The 22,360-nt window shown below is 58.0% G+C and carries 22 protein-coding genes; 8 read left to right on the top strand and 14 right to left on the bottom strand.

The window, feature by feature from the left end; all coding sequences use genetic code 11:
- Positions 1-105: 105 nt before the first annotated feature.
- From G9Q84_RS01030 to G9Q84_RS01020, 3 genes are all read right to left on the bottom strand, one after another.
- Positions 106-861 (bottom strand): DeoR/GlpR family transcriptional regulator, encoded by a 756-nt coding sequence (locus G9Q84_RS01030; RefSeq protein ID WP_032891803.1) that lies wholly within the window; start codon positions 859-861, stop codon positions 106-108.
- An 83-nt stretch (positions 862-944) separates the two neighbouring features.
- Positions 945-2,450, bottom strand: a complete 1,506-nt coding sequence (glpK, locus tag G9Q84_RS01025) for a glycerol kinase GlpK (RefSeq protein ID WP_032891801.1) — start codon at positions 2,448-2,450, stop codon at positions 945-947.
- Between the two features lie 81 nt (positions 2,451-2,531).
- On the bottom strand, positions 2,532-3,386 hold the full coding sequence (locus G9Q84_RS01020) for an MIP/aquaporin family protein (protein ID WP_032891800.1): 855 nt from the start codon (positions 3,384-3,386) through the stop codon (positions 2,532-2,534).
- A 327-nt stretch (positions 3,387-3,713) separates the two neighbouring features.
- Here G9Q84_RS01020 and ybaK point away from each other — a divergent pair, with 327 nt between their 5' ends.
- The gene (gene ybaK / locus G9Q84_RS01015) at positions 3,714-4,184 is read left to right on the top strand and encodes a Cys-tRNA(Pro) deacylase (protein ID WP_032891799.1); all 471 of its coding nucleotides are present in this window, start codon (positions 3,714-3,716) and stop codon (positions 4,182-4,184) included.
- A gap of 135 nt (positions 4,185-4,319) precedes the next feature.
- On the opposite strand, the gene G9Q84_RS01010 is transcribed toward ybaK, so the two are convergent.
- Complete coding sequence (locus G9Q84_RS01010; protein WP_099601217.1) at positions 4,320-5,429, bottom strand: ABC transporter ATP-binding protein; 1,110 nt, start codon at positions 5,427-5,429, stop codon at positions 4,320-4,322.
- On the bottom strand, positions 5,426-6,346 hold the full coding sequence (gene argF / locus G9Q84_RS01005; RefSeq protein ID WP_032891794.1) for an ornithine carbamoyltransferase: 921 nt from the start codon (positions 6,344-6,346) through the stop codon (positions 5,426-5,428). The genes G9Q84_RS01010 and argF overlap by 4 nt, the downstream gene beginning before the upstream one ends.
- Positions 6,347-6,779: 433 nt before the next feature.
- Here argF and G9Q84_RS01000 point away from each other — a divergent pair, with 433 nt between their 5' ends.
- A complete protein-coding gene (locus tag G9Q84_RS01000) occupies positions 6,780-8,888 on the top strand; it encodes a molybdopterin oxidoreductase family protein (RefSeq protein WP_181642751.1) in 2,109 nt (702 codons plus the stop codon).
- A gap of 77 nt (positions 8,889-8,965) precedes the next feature.
- The gene (gene grxD, locus G9Q84_RS00995; RefSeq protein WP_032891789.1) at positions 8,966-9,304 is read left to right on the top strand and encodes a Grx4 family monothiol glutaredoxin; all 339 of its coding nucleotides are present in this window, start codon (positions 8,966-8,968) and stop codon (positions 9,302-9,304) included.
- A gap of 79 nt (positions 9,305-9,383) precedes the next feature.
- On the opposite strand, the gene bfr is transcribed toward grxD, so the two are convergent.
- Both bfr and G9Q84_RS00985 read right to left on the bottom strand, forming a co-directional pair.
- Complete coding sequence (bfr, locus tag G9Q84_RS00990) at positions 9,384-9,854, bottom strand: bacterioferritin (protein ID WP_017526353.1); 471 nt, start codon at positions 9,852-9,854, stop codon at positions 9,384-9,386.
- A gap of 201 nt (positions 9,855-10,055) precedes the next feature.
- Entirely contained in the window at positions 10,056-10,274 is a 219-nt protein-coding gene (locus tag G9Q84_RS00985) for a bacterioferritin-associated ferredoxin (protein WP_010564137.1), read from the bottom strand.
- A gap of 243 nt (positions 10,275-10,517) precedes the next feature.
- Between G9Q84_RS00985 and G9Q84_RS00980 the strand changes: the two genes are divergently transcribed.
- On the top strand, positions 10,518-11,120 hold the full coding sequence (locus tag G9Q84_RS00980; protein ID WP_003172097.1) for a peroxiredoxin: 603 nt from the start codon (positions 10,518-10,520) through the stop codon (positions 11,118-11,120).
- A 66-nt stretch (positions 11,121-11,186) separates the two neighbouring features.
- Here the strand turns inward: G9Q84_RS00980 and rnt are convergent, their stop codons facing one another.
- A complete protein-coding gene (gene rnt, locus G9Q84_RS00975) occupies positions 11,187-11,858 on the bottom strand; it encodes a ribonuclease T (RefSeq protein ID WP_032891788.1) in 672 nt (223 codons plus the stop codon).
- The gene (pyrC, locus tag G9Q84_RS00970) at positions 11,855-12,901 is read right to left on the bottom strand and encodes a dihydroorotase (protein WP_032891786.1); all 1,047 of its coding nucleotides are present in this window, start codon (positions 12,899-12,901) and stop codon (positions 11,855-11,857) included. Before pyrC ends, rnt begins: the two co-directional genes overlap by 4 nt.
- A 156-nt stretch (positions 12,902-13,057) precedes the next feature.
- On the opposite strand from pyrC, the gene G9Q84_RS00965 reads away from it, so the two are divergent.
- From G9Q84_RS00965 to G9Q84_RS00955, 3 genes are all read left to right on the top strand, one after another.
- Positions 13,058-13,966: a flagellar protein MotY gene (locus G9Q84_RS00965; protein WP_032891785.1), complete on the top strand. Its 909-nt coding sequence runs from the start codon at positions 13,058-13,060 to the stop codon at positions 13,964-13,966.
- Positions 13,967-14,095: 129 nt separating this feature from the next.
- Positions 14,096-15,313 carry an argininosuccinate synthase gene (locus tag G9Q84_RS00960; protein ID WP_012722490.1) on the top strand — a complete coding sequence of 406 codons (1,218 nt, stop codon included), beginning with the start codon at positions 14,096-14,098 and terminating at the stop codon, positions 15,311-15,313.
- A 625-nt stretch (positions 15,314-15,938) separates the two neighbouring features.
- Entirely contained in the window at positions 15,939-16,571 is a 633-nt protein-coding gene (locus G9Q84_RS00955) for a response regulator transcription factor (protein ID WP_032891784.1), read from the top strand.
- Positions 16,572-16,654: 83 nt separating this feature from the next.
- On the opposite strand, the gene G9Q84_RS00950 is transcribed toward G9Q84_RS00955, so the two are convergent.
- From G9Q84_RS00950 to metG, 5 genes are all read right to left on the bottom strand, one after another.
- Positions 16,655-16,837, bottom strand: coding sequence for a PA3496 family putative envelope integrity protein (locus G9Q84_RS00950; RefSeq protein ID WP_032891782.1), 183 nt, complete (start codon positions 16,835-16,837; stop codon positions 16,655-16,657).
- 107 nt (positions 16,838-16,944) lie between these two features.
- Positions 16,945-17,583 (bottom strand): endonuclease III, encoded by a 639-nt coding sequence (gene nth / locus G9Q84_RS00945; RefSeq protein WP_032891781.1) that lies wholly within the window; start codon positions 17,581-17,583, stop codon positions 16,945-16,947.
- A 150-nt stretch (positions 17,584-17,733) separates the two neighbouring features.
- On the bottom strand, positions 17,734-18,690 hold the full coding sequence (gene rsxB, locus G9Q84_RS00940) for an electron transport complex subunit RsxB (protein WP_099601219.1): 957 nt from the start codon (positions 18,688-18,690) through the stop codon (positions 17,734-17,736).
- On the bottom strand, positions 18,687-18,857 hold the full coding sequence (locus G9Q84_RS00935) for a hypothetical protein (protein WP_177434246.1): 171 nt from the start codon (positions 18,855-18,857) through the stop codon (positions 18,687-18,689). Before G9Q84_RS00935 ends, rsxB begins: the two co-directional genes overlap by 4 nt.
- 117 nt (positions 18,858-18,974) lie before the next feature.
- Positions 18,975-21,026 carry a methionine--tRNA ligase gene (metG, locus tag G9Q84_RS00930; RefSeq protein WP_122680286.1) on the bottom strand — a complete coding sequence of 684 codons (2,052 nt, stop codon included), beginning with the start codon at positions 21,024-21,026 and terminating at the stop codon, positions 18,975-18,977.
- A gap of 172 nt (positions 21,027-21,198) precedes the next feature.
- Here metG and apbC point away from each other — a divergent pair, with 172 nt between their 5' ends.
- The gene (apbC, locus tag G9Q84_RS00925) at positions 21,199-22,293 is read left to right on the top strand and encodes an iron-sulfur cluster carrier protein ApbC (protein ID WP_099601221.1); all 1,095 of its coding nucleotides are present in this window, start codon (positions 21,199-21,201) and stop codon (positions 22,291-22,293) included.
- Positions 22,294-22,360 lie beyond the last annotated feature (67 nt).

The raw sequence follows: 22,360 nt of genomic DNA, 5'->3' as shown, positions 1-22,360 counted from the left end.
GTGTGATGGCGCGCCATTGTGGGAGTAAGCCCCTTCCCACATTCGAGCGTATTCACAGCTCGAAGGGTGGGAGGGGGCTTGCCCCCGATGACGTCAGTGCAGACGCTATACGACTTCCAGGCGAACCTTATGGTCATTCAGCAACTGCACCAGCGCCGGCACCGGCTGCTGATCCGTCACCAGGCAGTCCACCAGGCTGATCGGCCCTAAACGAATCATGGCATTGCGCCCAAATTTGCTCGAGTCCGCCGCCAGGATCACTTTGCGGGCATTGGCGATGATCGCCTGGGAAACCCTGACTTCCTGGTAATCGAAATCCAACAAGCTGCCATCTTCATCAATGCCGCTAATACCCACCAAGGCAAAGTCGACCTTGAACTGGTTGATGAAGTCCACGCTGGCCTGGCCCACCACACCGCCGTCACGCCGCACGTTGCCGCCGGTCAGCAGCACGTCAAAGTCATCCTTGGCACTGAGCATGGTGGCGACGTTGAGGTTGTTGGTGATGATTTTCAGGTGGTTGTGATTCAGCAGCGCACGGGCGATTGACTCGGTGGTGGTGCCGATATTGATGAACAGCGAGGCGTGGTCGGGGATTTGCGCGGCAATGGCCTCGCCGATGCGCTGTTTCTCGTCGCGCATCTGGTCGGCACGCATGGCGTACGCGGTGTTTTCGACACTGGAGTCATAGGCCGCGCCGCCGTGGTAGCGGCGCAGCAAATTGGCGTCCGCCAGCTGATTGATATCGCGGCGGATGGTTTGCGGGGTGACAACAAATAGCTGCGCCATTTCCTCGATACTGACGTAGCCGCGCTCGCGGACCAGTTCGAGGATTTGTTGTTGGCGGGGAGGCAGATTCATGGGGCGTCCTTTGGGCTGCCATACAAAAGTGGCCCATGATGACGCAGGAATCCGCTCCCGGCCAGTTACAACCGGAGCTTGGCTTATTCGGCGCCTTCGTGCGGTTCCCAGTCGCGGGTGCGGCTGACAGCTTTTTGCCAGCCAGCGTAGAGTTTTTCTTTGGCTGCTTCATCGAGCTGTGGTTCGAATTCGCGCTCGATCACTGCCTTGCCTCGCAACTCGTCCAGGCTGCCCCAGAATCCACAGGCCAGGCCGGCCAGATAGGCGGCGCCCAATGCCGTGGTCTCGCGCATTTGCGGGCGCTCGACCTGGGTGCCGAGGATATCGGCCTGGAACTGCATCAGGAAGTTGTTGGCTACCGCGCCGCCGTCCACACGCAGGGCCTTGAGGCGTTCGCCGGAGTCCTGCTGCATGGCATCGAGAACGTCACGGGTTTGGTAGGCAATCGACTCCAGGGCTGCACGAATAATGTGATCCACGCGTACGCCACGGGTCAGGCCGAACAGTGCGCCACGGGCGTAGGGGTCCCAGTACGGAGCGCCCAGGCCGGTGAAGGCGGGGACCAGGTACACGCCATTGCTGTCCTTGACCTTGCCGGCGAAGTATTCGGTGTCGGTGGCGTCGGCGATGATCTTCAACTCGTCACGCAGCCACTGCACAGTGGAGCCGCCGTTGAAGACCGCGCCTTCGAGTGCGTAGGCCACTTCGCCACGCGGGCCGCAGGCGATGGTGGTGAGCATGCCGTGCTTGGATTTCACCGCTTTGTCGCCGGTGTTCATCAGCAAGAAGCAGCCGGTGCCGTAGGTGTTCTTGGCCTGGCCGGCTTCCACGCACATCTGGCCGAACAGCGCCGCTTGCTGGTCACCGGCGATACCGCCGATGGCGATGCCGCTCTTGGTGCGGCCGTAGATCTCCGAAGAGGACTTCACTTCCGGCAGCATTTCGCGAGGAACGTCGAGGATCTCCAGCATCTTCGCATCCCACTCCAAGGTGTGGATGTTGAAGAGCATGGTGCGCGAGGCGTTGGTGTAATCGGTGACGTGGGTTTTGCCGCCGGTAAATTTCCAAATCAGCCAGCTGTCCACGGTGCCGAACAGCAGTTCGCCGTTGCGCGCGCGCTCACGGCTGCCTTCGACGTTATCGAGGATCCACTTGAGCTTGGTACCGGAAAAGTACGGGTCGGTGACCAGGCCGGTGGTGTCGTTGATGTATTGCTCGTGGCCATCACGCTTGAGCTGCTGGCAGATCTCGGTGCTGCGGCGGCACTGCCACACGATGGCGTTGTAGATCGGGCGGCCGGTGATTTTGTCCCACACTACGGTGGTTTCACGCTGGTTGGTGATACCGATGGCGGCGACCTGGTCGTGGTGCAGGCCGGCTTGTGCCAGGGCTTCGACCATCACCGCGCTCTGGGTAGCGAAGATTTCCATCGGGTCATGTTCAACCCACCCTGGCTGTGGGTAGTGCTGAGTGAACTCACGCTGGGCGGTGCAGACCACGTTGGCGTCACGATCGAAGATGATTGCCCGGGAACTGGTGGTGCCCTGATCAAGGGCAATGATGTAGTTCTTATTCTGAATGTCGGTCATGTCGATTGCCTTGGACGAGAAATAAGGGAGTGGATCAACAGCCTGGGCCACTAGAAGGGCAGTAGGGACCAGGCGGTATTATCAGGAAATACGGGTTTCGCCAGTGACGGCGGTGTCTTGGGTTTCGGCGACAGCAGGTGCGGCGCTCGGCAGATGACGGGCAATCAGCCCGCGATAGGCCGCAGCACCCAGGCATGCGCCGACAATCGGCGCGAAAATCGGCACCAGGAAGTAAGGAATATCGCGGCCGCCAGTGAAGGCCATTTCACCCCAACCAGCGAAAAAGGTCATCAGCTTGGGCCCGAAATCCCGTGCCGGGTTCATCGCAAAGCCGGTCAACGGGCCCATGGCGCTGCCAATTACCGCAATCAGCAGGCCGATCAGCAGTGGCGCCAACGGGCCGCGTGGCAGGCCGTTATTGTCATCGGTCAGGGCCATGATCACGCCCATCAGAATCGCCGTAATGACCATTTCCACCAGGAAAGCCTGTGCAGTGCTCAGCAGGGCATGAGGGTAGGTGGAGAACACCGACGCCAATTCCAGGCTGGCTTGAGTGCCGCGTACCAGATGATGGGTTTGTTCGTAATCGAAAAACAGATTGCTATAGAGCGTGTACACCAGCGCCGCTGAGCAGAATGCGCCGGCCACTTGGGCGAGGATGTAGAAGGGCAGTTTGCGCTTTTCGAAATCGGCGAAAAGGCATAGAGCGATGCTGACTGCTGGGTTGAGGTGAGCCCCGGAAATACCGGCGCTCAGGTAGATCGCCATGCTGACGCCGATACCCCAGATGATGCTGATTTCCCATAACCCAAAGCTGGCACCCGCGACCTTGAGGGCAGCGACACATCCTGTACCGAAGAAGATCAGAAGCGCAGTCCCCAGGAACTCGGCCATGCATTGGCTCGAAAGTGAAGGCTGTTGAAGAGCAGTTGTCATGGAAAACCTCAATTGTTGTTCTTGTCTGGCGCACTGCCTCAACGGGCGGTGGCGCGATTTTCACCGTGACGAGGATCCCCATCCAAGGCACGGCTTACTGCTGGAATACTGTAGGTGTATTACTACAGTGTTCGTAAGCGAAAAAATATAGACAAGAATGACCGCTGTCAAAGGTCGAAAGTGAACGGTCAGTCACTTTCGAACTATGGGTTTGATGAATGATCATGCTTGCCCTACGGAGTATGGTTTGAAGAGAGGTGCGCATTAGAGCGTTTTACGCGGGCTTGGCCTAGAATTGGCCACCTGTTTGCCACCGCCGGAGACGCCATGACCCCCGCATTGGATTTGTTGAAAAAAGTTCGCGCCGAACATCGCATCCACAGTTATGAACACGATCCCAAGGCCGCCTCATATGGCCTGGAGGCCGCAGAAAAGTTGAGCCTCGACCCGGCGCAGGTGTTCAAGACCTTGTTGGCCAGCAGCGAAAAAGGCGAATTGTTGGTGGCTGTGGTGCCGGTCGTCGGAAGTCTGGACTTGAAAGCCCTGGCGCACGCGGCGGGGGTGAAAAAAGTAGAAATGGCCGACCCCGCCGCGGCGCAGCGTTCTACCGGTTATCTTTTAGGTGGCATCAGTCCGTTGGGGCAGAAGAAGCGTTTGCGCACGTTTATCGATGTGACGGCGCAGCCGTTCACGACGATTTTTGTCAGTGCGGGGAGACGGGGTTTGGAAGTGGAGTTGTCGGCAGCGGTGCTGGCGGAGCACACCCAGGCCATATTCGCAGAAATTGGTCGGGCGTAATCCCAGGCGCCTGGAGAACCCATGTGGGAGGGCGCTTGCTCACTATCGCTGTAGGTCAGCCGGTGTATCTACAGCTGACCCACTGCCATCGGGAGCAAGCTCCCTCCCACATGATGACCAGTATTCTTCAAATACTCAGTGTGCCGGGTTGTAGCGCCGTACGCCCGACTCGGATCGAGGGATCTGCGCCGCGGTGCTGCCCGAAGCCTGAAACAGCACCAGATGCTCAGCGGCTACACGAATCCCCACATCCGACCCCACCTGATGGTCGGCATGACTGGGGAAAATCGATTCCAGTTGCGCGCCGGTCGGCAACTGCAGACGGTACAAGGTGGATGCACCGAGGAACGTCTTACCGACGATCCGGGCTTTCAATGCACTGTCCGGCGCGTAGACGATGTCATCCGGGCGTAGCAACACATCCACCGCACCACCGGTCGGCCAGGTGTAGGCGCGATTGCCGCGCAGGTCACCCAGTTCGGTGCTGACGGACTCGGGCGAGCTCAACTGACCACGAATGAAATAACCCTGGCCGATAAAGCTGGCGACGTAGGGTGTCTGAGGTTCGTGATAGAGGTTGTAGGGCGTGTCCCACTGCTCCAGACGGCCCTCCTTGAAGACGCCGACCTGATCACTCACGGCAAACGCTTCTTCCTGGTCATGGGTGACCAGGATCGCACTGGTGCCGCGCGCCTTTAGAATGTCGCGCACCTCATGGCTGAGCTTGCGCCGCAGTTCGCCATCAAGGTTGGAGAAGGGTTCGTCCAGCAGCAACAGTTGCGGCTCCGGCGCCAGGGCGCGGGCGAGGGCGACACGTTGCTGCTGGCCGCCGGACAGTTCGTGAGGGAAGCGCTTGCCCAGATTCTTCAGGTTTACCAGTTCCAGCAACTCGGTAACCACGCGATCCTTTTGTGGATGCTTGCGGATGCCGAACGCGATGTTGTCGGCCACGCTGAGGTGGGGAAACAGCGCGTAGTCCTGGAACACCATGCCGATGCGACGCTTCTCCGGTGCCAGGGTGAAACCGGCACTGGAGATCACTTCTCCTGCCAGGCTGATTTCGCCTTCATGCACCGGCTCAAAACCGGCAATCGCGCGCAGAGTGGTGGTTTTACCGCAGCCTGATGAGCCGAGCAGGCAGCCGATATCGCCCGCGTTCAGGTGCAGATTGAGGTTCTGCACCACCCGTTGATCTTGATAGCCGCATGCCAGATTGCGCAGGTTCAGCAGAAGTGGCTGGCTCATGCGTGGTGGTACGAAGGCGGGACGAGGAATTCGAGCAGAGCCTTCTGAGCGTGCAGGCGGTTTTCGGCCTGGTCCCAGGCGACCGAGCGCTCATCGTCAAGCAGGTCGAGGCTAATTTCTTCGCCGCGGTGAGCGGGCAGGCAGTGCATGAACAGCACATCCGGTGCAGCCAGGTCGAGCAGGGCCCGATTTACCTGGTACGGCGCGAACAGGGCCAGGCGCTGGGCGGTTTCGTCTTCCTGGCCCATGGAGGTCCAGACGTCGGTGCTGACGAGGTGCGCGCCCAGCACGGCGTCACGTGGGTCACGCACCAGGGTGACGCGATCGCCGGCCTGTGCCAGGAAGCGCGCGTCAGGCTCGTAGCCTTGCGGGCAAGCAATGCGCAGTTGGAAGTCGAATTGGATCGCCGCTTCTATATAGCTGTTGCACATGTTGTTGCCGTCACCGATCCAGGCCACGGTCTTGCCTTGGATGGAGCCACGGTGCTCAAGGAAGGTTTGCATGTCAGCCAGCAACTGGCACGGGTGCAGGTCATCGGACAGGCCGTTGATCACCGGAACTCGTGAGTTGGCGGAAAATTCGGTGACGGTGCTGTGGGCAAAGGTACGGATCATCACCGCATCCAGCATGCGCGACATGACGCGGGCGCTGTCGGCGACAGGCTCGCCACGACCCAGTTGAGTGTCGCGCGAAGACAGGAAGATGGCTTGGCCACCTAGTTGGATCATGCCGGCTTCAAAAGACACACGGGTGCGGGTCGACGACTTCTCGAAAATCATGCCGAGGACGCGGTTTTTCAAAGGCTCGAACAGTACGCCGCGGTTACGCAGGTCTTTAAGCTCAATGCCTCGACGGATCACGCTGACCAGCTCTTCGGGCGTGCAATCCATCAGGGAGAGAAAGTGCCTTGCGCTCATCATTAACTACCTTTTTGCAACAGACCGCAGATACTCAAAGCCTTGTTTATTGTGACAACGGGCGAGACCTGCGGCGAAAGCCGCACGGGGCGACGAAATAGGGGAAGGCGCGATATTGACATTAAATGTCGCGTCTTACCAATAGGGCTACGTTTTTAGGGGTGTTCAAGAAGGGCGCGAGAGCGCTTTTGAAGACGATTTCCTGACGGCAGCGGGCCATTTGTACACTGGCGTCGCAACCTTTTGCAATGCGCGGGGGCGGGCTCGGATCAGGCTGCGTCGGTTTCCGGGGCTGTATACAGGGTTTTGTAACATTTGCTCATGCTTGGTCATGGCCTGGCCTAATGCTCGCCGATTCACAGGACGAACGATACTGGCGTCTGTCATGGTCGCGGCCCATAGTCAGACCAAAGCCCCTATAAAGAGACTGGCCATGACCAAGACTCTCCATCACCGTGCGTGCCATCTATGTGAAGCCATCTGTGGCTTGACCCTGGAAACTACCCAAGCCGAAGACGGCAGCCTGGCGATTACCTCGATCAAGGGCGACGCGTTGGACACCTTCAGCCGTGGTCATATCTGCCCAAAGGCGGTGGCGTTGCAGGATATCCAGAATGACCCGGACCGCCTCCACCAGCCGATGTTGCGAACGGGCAGCGAATGGCGAGCGATCCCGTGGGACGAAGCGTTTTCCTTGGTCGCCGAGCGGCTGTCGGGTATCCAGGCCCGGCACGGGCAGAATGCGGTGGCGGTGTATCAGGGCAACCCCAGCGTGCACAACTATGGGCTGATGACTCACAGCAACTACTTCCTCGGCCTGCTCAAGACGCGCAATCGGTATTCCGCGACCTCTGTGGATCAGTTGCCTCATCACCTCACCAGCCACTTGATGTACGGCCATGGTCTGCTGCTGCCGATCCCGGACATCGATCACACCGACTTTATGCTGATCCTGGGTGGCAACCCGCTGGCTTCCAACGGCAGCATTATGACCGTGCCAGATGTGGAGAAGCGCCTTAAGGCCATTCAGTCCCGGGGCGGCAAAGTGGTGGTGGTAGACCCTCGGCGCAGTGAAACGGCGGCGATTGCTGATCAACACCTATTCGTGCGGCCGGGTGGGGATGCGGCGCTGTTGTTCGGTGTGCTCAACACCTTGTTTACCGAAAACCTGACACGCCCCAGTCATTTACCGGTAGACGGTCTTGAGGACGTTCGCCGTGCTATCGCAGGCTTTACTGCCGAGGCCATGAGCCGCCAGTGTGCGGTGCCTGCCGAACAGATCCGCCAATTAGCGCGGGACTTTGCCGCAGCGGACAAGGCTGTGTGTTATGGGCGTATGGGTGTGTCGACCCAGGCGTTTGGCACGCTCTGCCATTGGTTGGTGCAGTTGATCAACCTGGTCACCGGCAACCTGGACCGGGTTGGCGGCGCCTTGTGCACTACGCCCGCGGTGGACCTGGTGGCGTCGACCGGCGGGGGGCATTTCAACCGCTGGCAAAGCCGGGTTTCCGGGCGTCCGGAGTACGGCGGCGAGTTGCCGGTGTCGGCCCTGGCTGAAGAAATGCTTACTGAAGGCGAAGGGCAGATTCGCGCATTGGTCACGGTAGCGGGCAATCCTGTGCTGTCGACCCCTAACGGTCGCCAGTTGGAGCAGGCGCTGGATGGGTTGGAGTTCATGGTCAGTATCGATCTTTACATCAACGAGACCACTCGGTACGCCGATCTGATTTTGCCGTCCACCTCGGCCCTGGAAAACGATCACTACGACACCACCTTCAACATGTTTGCGGTGCGTAACGTCACCCGTTTCAACCGCGCGATCTTGCCCAAGCCCGAAGGGGCCTTGCATGACTGGGAAATTTTCGTCGGTCTGGCCACCGCCTTTGCGGCGCAGACCGGTGTTGTGCTTAAACCGACGATGCCGCCGGCCAAGATGATCGACTTCGGACTGCGTGCCGGGGCGTATGGTGATGCGTCGAGTCATAAACTGTCGGTTGCGATGCTGGCCGATCACCCCCATGGCGTGGATTTGGGGCCGTTGCAGCCCAATCTTTCTGCGCGCTTGAAAACGGCTGACGGTAAGGTTCAGGCCGCGCCCGCTGTGATTCTTGCCGACCTGGCGCGCTTCGCCGCGCAGCCGCTGCCCATGGCTGACGAACTGCTGCTGATCGGCCGTCGGCATGTGCGCAGCAATAATTCTTGGATGCATAATTATCATCGCTTGGTGAAGGGCAAGCCCCGACATCAATTGCTGATGCATCCCGATGACCTTGTCAGTCGGCAACTGAGTGATGGTCAGCGGGTTCGCGTGAGTTCGCGCATTGGCATGATCGAGGTAGAGGTGCTGGCCAGTCTGGAGATGATGCCCGGGGTCGTCAGCCTGCCCCATGGCTGGGGTCACGCTCGCCCGGGCGTCCAGATGACCATCGCCAGCGGGCAACCGGGGGCGAGCGCGAATGACTTGACCGACGAGCGGCAGTTGGATGAGCTATCGGGGAACGCTGCGCTCAATGGCGTTCCGGTCCAGGTAGCAGCGGCCTGAGCACCCGGCTGGAATTTTGCGTTACAATGCGCCACCGTGCCGACCTGTGAGTCGCAAAGTTCCAGCCGAGGTGTTCCATGGATATCATCGAAACGATCAAAGAGCAGATTGCCAATAACACCATTCTGCTTTACATGAAGGGCGCCCCTAACGCTCCTCAGTGCGGTTTCTCCGCGAAGGCTTCCCAGGCTGTTATGCAGTGTGGCGAGAAGTTCGCTTACGTGGATATCCTGCAAAACCCGGAAATCCGCGCCAACCTGCCGAAGTACGCCAACTGGCCGACTTTCCCACAGCTGTGGGTAGCCGGTGAGCTGGTTGGCGGTAGCGATATCATCACTGAAATGGCAGCTGATGGTTCGTTGCAGACGCTGATCAAAGACGCAGCGGCAAATGCGGCGGCCAAGACTGACGCTTGATTCGCCTGCAATAAAAAGCCCCGCTTCTCGTGAGAGAGCGGGGCTTTTTTGTGGGGTTTTACCGGCAAGCCGATAAGGCTTATTCGCCCATCTGCGATTGCAGGTAATTTTCCAGGGTGACCTTGTCGATCAGGCCCAATTGGGTTTCCAGCCAGTCGATGTGTTCTTCCTGATCTTCCAGGATATCTTCCAGCAATTCGCGGCTGCCGAAATCGCCTTGGGCTTCGCAGTGAGCGATTGCTGCCTTGAGGTCGCTGTGGCTCTTGCGTTCAAAGCCCAGGTCGCTGCCGATCATTTCCTGGGTGTGCTCGCCGATGTTCAGCTTGCCCAGGTCCTGGACGTTCGGTAGGCCTTCCAGGAACAGAATGCGCTTGATCAGCGCGTCTGCATCCTTCATGGCTTTGATGGATTCTTTGTATTCGCGCTTGCCAAGCTTTTCCAGGCCCCAATCGTCGTACATGCGTGCATGCAGAAAGTACTGATTGATCGCGACCAGTTCATTGGCAAGGATTTTGTTGAGTTGCTGGATGACTGAGATGTCGCCTTTCATGACTGGGGTCCTGCCCTGTAATAGCTGTGTATAGGGCGGAGTTTGAGCGGCGAAAACCTCAGTGTCAAACCTAAGTTATTGAATAATAAATGAAAATTAATCGGAATAAGAATGTTTGTGTTCCGCGTCTTGGGGCTAACTAATTGAATTACAGGCATAAAAAAACCGGACACTAAGTCCGGCTCTTTAAAACACGCTCATTTAAGCGTGTGTAAATTCTGCTGAGTAGGGCAGTGCTGCCTGGGCTGTCTGCAGCTGCGTCAGGGTTTCCCGTACCACTTGCTTGGCGAGGCAGGCACATTTGCCACATTGGCTGGCAACGCCGGTGGTTTCACGCACTTCCTTGTAGCTGCAGCAACCTTCATAGATTGCTTCGCGGATTTGTCCGTCGGTGACGCCAGTACAGAGGCACACATACATAGGGAGAACCGTCGCGGGGTTAAGGCTTAAGTGCGATGGATCTTAATGTTAACGAGAATGATTGTCAAAGTAGATTCGTAGGGTATTTGCCCGCACCGCCCTCACGCTGACGAACGGTTTTTTCAGTGTATGATGGTCGGTCTTCACGAAGCGTGACTGCGTCACAGGGCTGTCGCTTGAATGCGGCAGACTCAGGGCCGGTCCTTTTACTTCAATCGTCACCCTTACATCAGGAGATACCTAATGAGCGTACTCGTCGGCAAACAAGCCCCGGATTTCGACGTACCTGCCGTGCTCGGCAATGGCGAAATCGTTGACAGCTTCAAACTGTCTGAAGCCATTAAAGGCAAATACGGCCTGGTGTTCTTCTACCCGCTGGACTTCACTTTCGTCTGCCCTTCGGAGCTGATCGCTCTGGACCACCGCATGGACGATTTCAAGGCGCGTAACGTTGAAGTGGTCGCCGTTTCCATCGACTCCCATTTCACCCACAACGCCTGGCGCAACACTGCCATCAACGATGGCGGCATCGGCAAAGTCAAATACACCATGGCTGCCGACATGAAGCACGACATTGCCAAGGCTTACGACGTTGAGTCCGAAGGCGGCGTGGCTTTCCGTGGCGCGTTCCTGATCGATGACAAAGGCGTTGTCCGCTCGCAGATCATCAACGACCTGCCGCTGGGCCGTAACATGGAAGAGCTGATTCGCCTGGTCGACGCTCTGCAATTCCACGAAGAGCACGGCGAAGTGTGCCCTGCCAACTGGAAGAAGGGCGACAAAGGCATGAACGCTTCGCCAGAAGGCGTTGCGGCTTACCTGACCGAGAACGCTGGCAAGCTGTAAGCCAGAATCGAGGTACAAAAAAACCGGCCTGTGACAGGCCGGTTTTTTTATAGGCGGGATTTGAACTCAGTCGCCGAAGTCTTCCCAGCCGCCCATCTGCTTCCAGCGGTTGACGATGCCGCAGAACAGATCAGCTGTCTTTTCTGTGTCGTATCGGGCCGAGTGGGCTTCGCGACCGTCGAAATCGATACCGGCGGCCTGGCAGGCTTTGGCCAATACGGTCTGACCGTAGGCGAGGCCGGCAAGGGTTGCGGTGTCGAAGCTGGAGAACGGGTGAAACGGGTTGCGCTTCATGTCCAACCGCGCCACGGCTGCGTTCAGGAAACCCAGGTCGAAGCTGCTGTTATGCCCGACCAGGATCGCGCGTTTGCAGCCATTGGCCTTCAACGCCTTGCGCACTCCACGGAAGATATCGGTCAGCGCTGCTTCTTCACTCACCGCCATGCGCAGTGGGTGATCAAGCTTGATCCCTGTGAACTCCAGGGCTGCCGCTTCAATGTTGGCACCTTCAAACGGCTCGACGCGGAAGAAGTGGGTGTGTTCTGGATACACAAAGCCCTGTTCGTCCATGCCGATGGTCGTCGCGGCAATTTCCAGCAGCGCGTCGGTGGCGCAATTGAAACCGCCGGTTTCTACGTCGATAACGACAGGCAGATAGCCACGGAAACGTTCGGCCATCGGGTGGCGCGAACCGCCACCGCCGTGTTCCTGGTCGTCATCGTAATGGTCTTCACTCACTTGCTTTCCTCCAGCAGGCGCCAGCGCAGTGTTTCACCGGCGCGCAGCGGGATAACGGTCAGCTCGCCAAATGGCAGGCTGGCAGGGGCGGTCCAGTCTTCACGGACCAGGGTAATGCGGTCGGTATTCGCCGGCAGGCCATAGAAACGTGGGCCGTTGAGGCTGGCGAAACCCTCGAGTTTGTCCAAGGCGTTGCGTTGTTCGAACGCTTCTGCGTACAGCTCGATGGCGGCATAAGCGGTGTAGCAACCGGCACAGCCGCACGCGGCTTCCTTGGCGTGCTGGGCGTGAGGCGCGGAGTCGGTGCCGAGGAAAAACTTCGGATTACCGCTGGTCGCGGCATCCAGCAAGGCCACCTGGTGGGTATTGCGCTTGAGGATTGGCAGGCAATAGAAGTGCGGCCGAATCCCGCCCACCAGCATGTGGTTGCGGTTGTACAGCAGGTGATGGGCGGTGATGGTTGCGCCTACGTTGGCCGAGGCCTCGGTGACGAACTGCACGGCATCGGCCGTGGTGATGTGCTCGAACACCACCTTGAGGGTCGGGAATAGCTCGACCACGCGGCGCATGTGCTCGTCGATGAAGATCTTCTCGCGATCGAACACGTCCACGTCGCCACGGGTAACTTCACCGTGGATCAGCAGCGGCATGCCCACTTCGGCCATGGCTTCGATGGCGGGCAGGATCTTGTCGATACTGGTCACGCCGGAGTCGGAGTTGGTGGTCGCGCCAGCAGGGTACAGCTTGGCGGCGTGCACATAACCGCTGGCTTTGGCCTCGCGAATTTCTTCGGGCTGGGTGCGGTCGGTGAGGTAGAGCACCATCAACGGTTCGAAGCGGCTGCCGGCCGGTCGTGCAGCGAGGATACGCTGGCGATAGGCATCGGCTTCAGCGGCGTTACGCACCGGTGGTACCAGGTTAGGCATGATGATGGCGCGGCCAAACGTACGCGCTACATCGGCCACGGTTTGGGGCAACGCAGCACCATCGCGAAGATGAATATGCCAGTCGTCGGGACGCAGCAGGGTCAGGCGGTCGGACATTGGGGATTCCAGGCGGGTCAATCTGGTGGGAATGCTACCGGAAAAGACTCTTGCAGGCACTCGCTATCAAGTTTTGCAGGATGCATCCGATAGCCTTTCGTATGCCTTATCGATGTATGACGCTTTGAAGTGTTGTAGAAACCAGTGGAGCCTCCCGTGCGCCAGCATTATCTAGCCCTGCTCAGTGTGTTCGCCAGCCTGCCTGCGATGGCCCTCACGTTCCAGACACGTCTGGAGAATATTGAGTGGAAAGTAGAGGGCGACAAGTTCGAGTGCCGCCTAACCCAACCGATCACCGATTTCGGTTCGGGTGAGTTCGTGCGCCGGGCGGGTGAGCAGGCGACGTTCCGTCTGAAAGCCTATAACGGCTCGCTGGGCGCAGGATCGGCCACCTTGTTGGCTGCCGCTGCCCCTTGGCAGCCCGGTCGGGGTGACATCAACCTCGGTGCCGTACGTGCTGGCAGCGGTGATGTGCTGTTCAACAGCTCTCAAGCCCAGGCTGGGCGTCTGTTCAACGGTTTGCTCGATGGCCGCTCGCCCACCGTGCGGCACTATGGGCGTGAGGGCGGCTATTCAGAAATTCGCCTGCTGCCGGTGAAATTCAACAAGGCCTACAGCGACTATCAGCTGTGCACGGCCAAGTTGTTGCCGATGAATTACGATCAGGTCAAGCAGACTGAAGTCGGCTTCCCTGGGGGGGGCATTGAGCTCGACGCCGCGGCCAAGCAGAAGCTGGCAGTGATTCTCGAATTCATGAAAGCGGATCCTACCGTCAACCATGTCGAATTGAATGGCCATTCGGACAACAGTGGCAATCGCCTGAGCAATCGCGATGTTTCACGCCGCCGCGCGCTGGCGGTGATGGACTACTTCAAGGCCAATGGTATCCAGGAGTCCCAGATTACCCTGCGTTTCCATGGCGAAAGTTACCCCTTGGCGCCCAATACCAATGCCGCCAACCGGGCCCGCAACCGCCGTGTGAATATTCAGCTCGAACGTGTGGCTGTCCCCGAGAAACCGGCGCCCCAGGCGGCGGGGCCGAGCAACCCTGCACACACCTCCTGACGTGCGACCATCGGTCGCTCGCTCGACATAATCTGTCGCTTTATCTTCATTTGCTGTCGCGCCCCTGTAAATCCACGGTTTTGATCGGTAGAATCGACGCCTTTCCGTACAACCCCGTGGAGTGATGGCATGGCCGACGTAAACAAGGTCGTTCTCGCGTATTCCGGCGGCCTGGACACTTCGGTGATCCTCAAGTGGCTGCAGGATACTTATAACTGTGAAGTGGTGACCTTCACCGCTGACCTGGGTCAGGGCGAAGAGGTCGAACCTGCACGTGCCAAGGCGCAAGCCATGGGCGTGAAAGAGATCTACATTGACGACCTGCGCGAAGAATTCGTCCGCGATTTCGTCTTCCCGATGTTTCGCGCCAACACCGTCTATGAAGGCGAGTACCTGCTGGGTACCTCCATCGCACGTCCGCTGATCGCCAAGCGCCTGATCGAAATCGCCAACGAAACCGGCGCTGACGCCATTTCCCATGGCGCTACCGGCAAGGGCAACGACCAGGTACGTTTCGAGCTGGGTGCCTACGCGCTCAAGCCCGGCGTGAAAGTGATTGCCCCTTGGCGCGAATGGGACCTGCTGTCCCGTGAAAAGCTGATGGATTACGCTGAAAAGCATGCAATCCCGATCGAGCGTCATGGCAAGAAGAAATCCCCGTACTCGATGGACGCCAACCTGCTGCACATCTCCTATGAAGGCGGCGTGCTGGAAGACACCTGGACCGAGCACGAAGAAGACATGTGGAAATGGACCGTCTCCCCGGAGAACGCTCCAGACAAGCCGCAGTACCTGGAGCTCACCTACCGCAACGGCGACATCGTCGCACTGGACGGCGTCGAAATGACCCCGGCCACTGTGTTGGCGACCCTGAACCGTATCGGTGGCGAACACGGTATCGGCCGTCTCGACATCGTAGAGAACCGCTATGTGGGCATGAAGTCCCGTGGCTGCTACGAAACCCCAGGCGGCACCATCATGCTGCGCGCTCACCGCGCCATCGAGTCCATTACCCTGGACCGCGAAGTGGCTCACCTCAAAGACGAGCTGATGCCCAAGTACGCCAGCCTGATCTACACCGGCTACTGGTGGAGCCCAGAGCGTCTGATGCTGCAACAGATGATCGACGCCTCCCAGGCTCACGTGAACGGCGTTGTGCGCCTGAAACTGTACAAGGGTAATGTGATCGTTACCGGCCGCAAGTCTGATGATTCGTTGTTCGATGCCAACATCGCCACCTTCGAAGAAGATGGCGGCGCTTACAACCAGGCTGACGCAGCAGGCTTTATCAAGTTGAACGCACTGCGCATGCGCATTGCCGCTAATAAAGGCCGCTCGTTATTCTGAGTGTTTAGCTTGTTTTGAAGAATGGCCCCTTGTTCAAGGGGCCATTTTTTTTGCCTGAGTATTCTAAATAGATCGGTGTTGTTTAACGTTGTTTAATTAGTGTTCAAACTTATTCGAATAATGTGTTTTTTTCTCGATTGCTGTGTGCTGTCTGCGATTGTTTGTAGGGGGGAATGAATTTTTTACATCTGCATAGGAACTAGTCTTACAGATAATTCACTCAGTGGGTGCGGGAGAACATGTGAGAGACCTAAGACTCTGTAGTAAATAGGGATGTAAAAAAATATGTTAAATGGAACTGAAACTACCGACTTTTCTCCACCAGCTCCAGTATCCGTAGTCGAAAGACAAGGGGCATTTCCTGATAGTTGTGTGGGGCTCGTTCACGTTCTGCCCTTGGTAACCTGGAAATTTTACTCAAAATGTGTGATGGGACGGAAAGGTCTGAAAGGCTCCATAAAACCGGAAACATTCGAATCGGTGTTTTTTTGTAGGGCGTTTCCTTTATCGCTGTGGGTTGGGTCTCTGCTTGCTGTTGCTCGGGGGGGGACGCTATGCCAACTATGAAACGACTAGGCTATTGTGCTTGCTCTAAATAATTCGAACAGCGAAATTGGACTTTCTCATGAATAAAGTGCTGATCGTGGATGATCATCCCGTCATTCGTCTTGCTGTGCGTATGCTAATGGAGCGTCATGGTTATGAGGTCGTTGCCGAGACCAATAACGGTGTCGATGCGTTGCAACTTGCGCGGGAGCATATGCCGGACATTGTCATATTGGATATTGGGATTCCCAAACTCGATGGCCTGGAAGTTATTTGCCGGTTGTCGTCTGCCAAACAACCTATACCCTTCAAGGTGCTAGTGCTCACATCCCAGGCCCCAGGTCACTTTTCCATGCGTTGTATGCAGGCGGGCGCTGCGGGTTATGTGTGCAAACAGCAGGACCTGACCGAATTGCTGAGTGCGATCAAAGCGGTTTTGTCGGGTTACAGCTACTTTCCAAACCAGGCACTCAACTCGGTACGCTCCACCATGGGCAACGCCAGTGAGGCTGATATGGTCGAGCGGTTGTCAGGCCGGGAAATGATGGTCTTGCAGCAACTGGCTCGGGGTCGGACGAACAAGGAAATCGCCGACGGTATGTTCCTCAGCAACAAGACAGTCAGCACCTACAAGACTCGCTTGTTGCTTAAGCTCAATGCTCGTTCCCTAGTGGATTTGATCGAACTGGCCCAGCGCAACGGCTTGGTATAGAAGACTTGCAGGCTGCACCTAGCCCAGCATAGTCCGCAGAAAAAAGCCTCCGTAAGGGAGGCTTCCGGCCCTCGACCGCTGGCTTAGAGATCGAAGTCGTAGTCGGCCAGTTGTTTTTGCAAGCGTCGTTCTTCCAGAAGATTGTCGATAGTACGGCGTTTGCTCAGATTGGTCTTGGCGACCTCTATCACGGGAGCCTCTGCACCATCATCATCCGACTCAACGAGGTCGTCTTCCACATCCAACTGTTCTTTGTCAGTGCTCATAACGTTAACTCCGGAGTAAGACTGCCGTTGGCGCTCCTTATAACGATAATCCATGAACGGGTAAAAAAGATTTTTTCAATCGACTGATCGAGAAAACTAATGCCCCCTCAATCGTCCGACGTTTTGTCCTTGTATTCGCACAGGTCTTCGATGCGGCAGCTGCCGCAGCGTGGCTTGCGTGCCTGGCAAACGTAGCGCCCGTGCAGGATCAGCCAATGGTGGGAGTCGAGCAAGTAGGGCTTTGGCACGAACTTCATCAACTGCTTTTCTACCTCAACCACGTTCTTGCCACGTGCAATGCCCGTTCGGTTGCTGACCCGGAAGATATGAGTGTCCACGGCCATGGTCAGTTGCCGGAATGCAGTGTTGAGCACGACGTTGGCGGTTTTGCGGCCCACACCCGGCAAGGCTTCCAATGCTTCACGGGTTTGCGGCACTTCGCTTCCATGCAGCTCTACCAGCAGGCGGCAGGTCTCAATGACGTTTTTGGCCTTACTGTTGTAGAGGCCAATGGTCTTGATGTATTCCGACAACCCATCCACGCCTAACGCATAAATCGCCTCTGGCGTGTTTGCCACGGGATACAGCTTGGCCGTGGCCTTGTTGACGCCAACGTCCGTGGATTGGGCCGACAGGATCACCGCAATCAGCAACTCGAACGGCGAGGAGTATGCCAGTTCGGTCTTGGGTTCCGGATTGTCTTCGTGAAGTCTGCGGAAAATTTCCAGGCGTTTTGCGGCGTTCATGAGGCAGAAGATTCCTTGTTGGCGAGCAACGTGGTTTCGAATAGTGGGCCCAAGCCTGGAACCCTGCTACCAGTCACCGCGAAGTCTGAATTCCGAGCGCCCATCGATAGCGTGAGTACAACCATACTTGGCGGCGTGCCCAGCCACACGTCAAGCACCATGGGCATCTACCTGACGCTGGGCTTCATCGAGCTTGTTTTGCGCATCGGCCAATTGTTGTGCATCGGCCTGTTGATCCTGGGCTTTCTTCAATTCGGCGCGGCGCATCGCCAGTTGGATTTTGGCGCGCTTGAGGCCAGCGGTGTTGCTCACAGGCGCTGCGGGAATGTTGGCGGGTTCAAGTTTGGCCAGTGCCTGCTCAGCTGCCTCAAACTGTTGTTGTAGGACGATCAACTGGGATTGCTGGTCAAACGTCGGCGGATGCCCGAAGGCTTTCAATGATTTATGCAACTGAGCGCGGCTCATCGCGACATTGACTTTGGCTTTTTTCACCGCCGCGTCCTGTGCGGCCTGTGCTCCATCCAGCGGCACAGGCGTCACCTGCGCTGGACGTTTGGCCCGCGCCAGACGTTCTGCGAGCTTGTGGTCCTCTTCCCGTTGCAGGCGCGCGTTACGTTGCTCGAAGCGCCAACGTGCGCGATTGCGCTTGATATCACGTTCATGCCGCTCTTCGTCGTTGGCCGCCAAGCCACCTACGATAGGCAGTACGGTGATCGGAGGACGCATCTCGATGCAGTCTACCGGGCAGGGCGCGACGCAGAGGTCACAGCCCGTGCACTCGTCGATAATCACTGTGTGCATAAACTTGGCAGCGCCGACGATGGCATCCACCGGGCAGGCCTGGATGCACTTGGTGCACCCGATGCACTCGGCCTCGCGGATATACGCAACCTGCGCAGGTGCCTCGCCACGGGTGGTGTCCAGTTCCAGCAGCGGCAGGCTCAGCAACTGCGCCAGGCCCGCAATCGTTTCATACCCACCCGGCGGGCACTTATTGATGGCCTCGCCCTGGGCGATGCCCTCGGCGTAAGGCTTGCACCCTGGGTGTCCGCACTTGCCGCATTGGGTCTGCGGCAGCAGTGCGTCGATACGTTGAATCAGGCTCATGTTTTGATCATTGCATTGAAGCCCCGGAATGCCAGCGCCATCAGCTCGACCGGTAGGCCGCGAAAAGGTAGGAAAATGTCATTGCCCGCGATCTGCTGGCGTAAGTCGCTGAACAGTCTCAGCAACGGCCAAAAACCGAGACCGGTGTCCAGGCTCATCGCGAACATGTGAGGTAGGACCTTTGCGTGTGAGTCCACAGCAATACCAGGCCCAACACGCCCGCGTCATCCAGCCATAAGCTATCTATAGCCCTGTCGCCGAGACGACAGGGCTGTATTGCAGCGTTACTTGATGCGCTGACCCGGCTTGGCGCCGCTATCAGGGCTCAGCAGGTAGATCTCTTCACCCCCAGGGCCGGCCGCCATCACCATGCCTTCGGAGATACCGAACTTCATTTTTCGAGGCTTGAGGTTGGCGATCATCATGGTCAGGCGACCATCGAGCTTGGACGGATCCGGATAAGCGCTTTTGATCCCGGAAAACACATTGCGTTGCTCGTCACCGATATCCAGCGTCAGGCGCAGCAGTTTGTCGGCACCTTCTACGGCTTCCGCCTTGATGATAAGCGCAACACGGAGGTCAACGGCGGCAAAGGCGTCAAACTCGATTTCCGGAGAAAGTGGGTCTTTGGCCAATTCACCATTGCCTGTTGGTGCAGTCGAACCGGTGTCGGTCTGGCTAGCAACGAGGTCTTCTTTCGAAGCGTCGGTCATGGCTTGGACTTTCACGGGATCGATGCGGGTCATCAGCGGCTTGAACTCGTTCAACTGGTGGTTGCTGAGCAAGGTGGTGTGGTCGTTCCAGGTCAGTGGCGCAACATTGAGGAACGCCTCCGCGTCGGCTGCCAGCAACGGCAGAACCGGTTTGAGGAAGATCACCAACTGGCGGAACAGATTGACACCTGTGGCGCAGATCGCCTGCACTTCCGCCTGCTTGCCTTCCTGCTTGTTCAACGACCACGGGGCCTTATCGGCGATCCAGGCGTTGGCGCGGTCGGCCAGGCCCATGATCTCGCGCATCGCGCGGGCAAAGTCGCGGGCTTCATAGGCGTCGGCGATGCTTGGCGCGGCGGCCCGGAACGCATCGGTCAGTTCCGGTGCGGCATTTTCTGCCACCAGTAAGCCGGCGTTGCCCTTGTGGATAAATCCGGCGCAACGGCTGGCGATGTTCACGACTTTGCCCACAAGGTCCGAGTTGACCTTCTGTACGAAGTCTTCCAGGTTCAGGTCGAGGTCGTCGACGCCACGGCCCAATTTGGATGCGTAGTAGTAGCGCAGGTATTCCGGGGACAGGTGGTCCAGGTAGGTGCGCGCCTTGATGAATGTGCCACGGGACTTGGACATCTTCTGCCCGTTGACCGTCAGGTAGCCGTGCACGGCAATGCCAGTAGGCTTGCGGTAGCCCGAACCTTCGAGCATCGCTGGCCAGAACAGTGCGTGGAAATTGACGATGTCCTTGCCGATGAAGTGGTACAGCTCGGCGGTGGAGTCCTTGCCCCAGAACGCGTCGAAGTCCAGCTCCGGCGTACGGTCGCAGAGGTTCTTGAAACTGGCCATGTAGCCGATCGGTGCGTCCAGCCACACATAGAAGTACTTGCCTGGCTCGTCTGGGATCTCGAAGCCGAAGTACGGCGCGTCGCGCGAGATGTCCCACTGTTGCAGGCCCGCATCCAGCCATTCGGCGATCTTGTTGGCCACGGCATCCTGAAGGGTGCCGCTGCGGGTCCAGGTTTGCAGCATCTGCTGGAAATCCGGGAGCTTGAAGAAGAAGTGTTGGGAATCCTTGAGCACCGGTGTGGCGCCGGAGATGGCCGACTTCGGATCCTTCAGATCGGTGGGCGCATAGGTCGCACCGCATTTTTCGCAGTTGTCGCCGTACTGGTCTTCGGTGCCGCATTTCGGGCAGGTGCCCTTGATGAAGCGATCGGCCAGGAACATTTTCTTTTCCGGGTCGAAATACTGTGTGATCGAACGCTGGGCAATGTGCCCGGCGTCGCGCAGCCGCAGGTAGATCTGGTTCGACAGTTCGCGGTTTTCTTCAGCGTGAGTCGAGTGGAAGTTATCGAAATCCACCAGGAACTCGGCAAAGTCGGCGCTGTGTTCAGCCTGCACATTGGCGATCAGTTGTTCCGGGGTGATGCCTTCCTTTTCGGCGCGCAGCATGATGGCCGAACCGTGGGCGTCGTCCGCGCAGACATAAATGCATTGGTTGCCGCGATGCTTCTGGAAGCGCACCCACATATCGGTCTGGATGTACTCAAGCATATGGCCAAGATGGATAGAACCATTGGCATAGGGCAGGGCGCTGGTGACGAGGATCTTGCGTGGCTCGGACATGGGGCTCGGCTACTTGATGAAACGGAGGTCGGCCACTATAAAGCGCCAGGAAATTTATTTCACCCCGTGGCGCTGTTTCAGCATCTTCCCCATCTTCGAAAGCATGCCGTTAAGCGGCCGGAACGGTTAGGATAGCCGCCTGTTTCAGTCAGTCTTTTTTCGGGAGTAGCCCATGAGCGCCGTGAATCGCGCAGCGGTGGAAGCCGTTCTTCGCCAGTACACCGACCCCTATTTGAATCAGGACCCGGTCAGTGCCGGTTGTGTACGCGCCATTGAGGTCCAGGGCGATCAGGTGTCGGTCCACCTGGAGCTGGGCTATGCCGCCGGTCTGTTCAAGAGTGGCTGGGCGCAGATGCTGCAAATCGCCATTGAAGGTCTGGATGGTGTGGCATCTGCCAAGGTCGACATCCAGTGCGTAATCGCGCCGCACAAGGCTCAGGCGCAGATCCCGGGCCTGGCTAACGTCAAGAATGTAATTGCCGTGGCGTCCGGCAAGGGCGGCGTGGGGAAATCCACCACGGCTGCCAACCTTGCCCTGGCCTTGGCCCGTGAAGGCGCTCGAGTGGGCATTCTAGACGCTGATATCTATGGTCCAAGCCAAGGCGTGATGTTCGGAATTGCAGAAGGCACGCGGCCGAAGGTCAAGGATCAGAAGTGGTTCGTGCCTATCGAATCTCTTGGCGTGGAAGTCATGTCCATGGCGTTCCTGACCGATGACAACACGCCGATGGTATGGCGTGGCCCGATGGTCTCCGGCGCCTTACTGCAATTGGTTACGCAGACCGCCTGGGGCGATTTGGATTACCTGGTCATCGACATGCCGCCAGGCACCGGCGATATCCAACTGACCCTCGCGCAGAAAGTCCCTGTGGCCGGCTCGGTGATCGTGACCACGCCCCAGGACTTGGCGCTGCTCGATGCCAAAAAAGGTGTGGAGATGTTCCGTAAGGTCAACATCCCGGTGCTGGGTGTCGTGGAGAACATGGCCGTGCACATTTGCTCCAACTGCGGCCACGCTGAGCATCTGTTTGGTGAAGGCGGCGGTGAAAAGCTGGCGACCCAGTACGGGGTTGAGTTGCTGGCTTCGTTGCCGTTGTCGATGGCGATTCGAGAACAGGCCGACGGCGGTAAACCTACTGTTGCGGCCGAGCCTGATGGTCAGATCGCCATGGTTTATCAGGAGCTGGCCCGTCACGTGGGTGCGCGGATCGTACTGCAGGAAGCATCAGCACCGGCAATGCCGACGATTACGGTGAGCGAAGACTGAAAAGGTTGCAGCGAAAAAAGCCTCGCGTTGTCGGGGCTTTTTCTTGCTCGCAAAACCGCCCACGAAT

Source organism: Pseudomonas sivasensis, from assembly GCF_013778505.1.
GTDB classification, from domain to species: domain Bacteria; phylum Pseudomonadota; class Gammaproteobacteria; order Pseudomonadales; family Pseudomonadaceae; genus Aquipseudomonas; species Aquipseudomonas sivasensis.
The sequence above is the reverse complement of the archived record's forward strand: the minus strand, read 5'-3'. Positions and strand labels throughout refer to the sequence as shown.

Coding starts and splice junctions, on each gene's coding strand:
- G9Q84_RS01010 (WP_099601217.1), bottom strand. CDS start 5,429: ATGAGCCAGCCACTTCTGCTGAACCTGCGCAATCTGGCATGCGGCTAT.
- bfr (WP_017526353.1), bottom strand. CDS start 9,854: ATGAAAGGCGACATCTCAGTCATCCAGCAACTCAACAAAATCCTTGCC.
- G9Q84_RS00950 (WP_032891782.1), bottom strand. CDS start 16,837: ATGAGCACTGACAAAGAACAGTTGGATGTGGAAGACGACCTCGTTGAG.
- G9Q84_RS00935 (WP_177434246.1), bottom strand. CDS start 18,857: ATGTTCGCGATGAGCCTGGACACCGGTCTCGGTTTTTGGCCGTTGCTG.
- G9Q84_RS01020 (WP_032891800.1), bottom strand. CDS start 3,386: ATGACAACTGCTCTTCAACAGCCTTCACTTTCGAGCCAATGCATGGCC.
- G9Q84_RS01030 (WP_032891803.1), bottom strand. CDS start 861: ATGAATCTGCCTCCCCGCCAACAACAAATCCTCGAACTGGTCCGCGAG.
- argF (WP_032891794.1), bottom strand. CDS start 6,346: ATGAGCGCAAGGCACTTTCTCTCCCTGATGGATTGCACGCCCGAAGAG.
- pyrC (WP_032891786.1), bottom strand. CDS start 12,901: ATGTCCGACCGCCTGACCCTGCTGCGTCCCGACGACTGGCATATTCAT.
- G9Q84_RS00955 (WP_032891784.1), top strand. CDS start 15,939: ATGAATAAAGTGCTGATCGTGGATGATCATCCCGTCATTCGTCTTGCT.
- G9Q84_RS00980 (WP_003172097.1), top strand. CDS start 10,518: ATGAGCGTACTCGTCGGCAAACAAGCCCCGGATTTCGACGTACCTGCC.
- metG (WP_122680286.1), bottom strand. CDS start 21,026: ATGTCCGAGCCACGCAAGATCCTCGTCACCAGCGCCCTGCCCTATGCC.
- G9Q84_RS00985 (WP_010564137.1), bottom strand. CDS start 10,274: ATGTATGTGTGCCTCTGTACTGGCGTCACCGACGGACAAATCCGCGAA.
- ybaK (WP_032891799.1), top strand. CDS start 3,714: ATGACCCCCGCATTGGATTTGTTGAAAAAAGTTCGCGCCGAACATCGC.
- nth (WP_032891781.1), bottom strand. CDS start 17,583: ATGAACGCCGCAAAACGCCTGGAAATTTTCCGCAGACTTCACGAAGAC.
- apbC (WP_099601221.1), top strand. CDS start 21,199: ATGAGCGCCGTGAATCGCGCAGCGGTGGAAGCCGTTCTTCGCCAGTAC.
- grxD (WP_032891789.1), top strand. CDS start 8,966: ATGGATATCATCGAAACGATCAAAGAGCAGATTGCCAATAACACCATT.
- G9Q84_RS00960 (WP_012722490.1), top strand. CDS start 14,096: ATGGCCGACGTAAACAAGGTCGTTCTCGCGTATTCCGGCGGCCTGGAC.
- glpK (WP_032891801.1), bottom strand. CDS start 2,450: ATGACCGACATTCAGAATAAGAACTACATCATTGCCCTTGATCAGGGC.
- G9Q84_RS01000 (WP_181642751.1), top strand. CDS start 6,780: ATGACCAAGACTCTCCATCACCGTGCGTGCCATCTATGTGAAGCCATC.
- rsxB (WP_099601219.1), bottom strand. CDS start 18,690: ATGAGCCTGATTCAACGTATCGACGCACTGCTGCCGCAGACCCAATGC.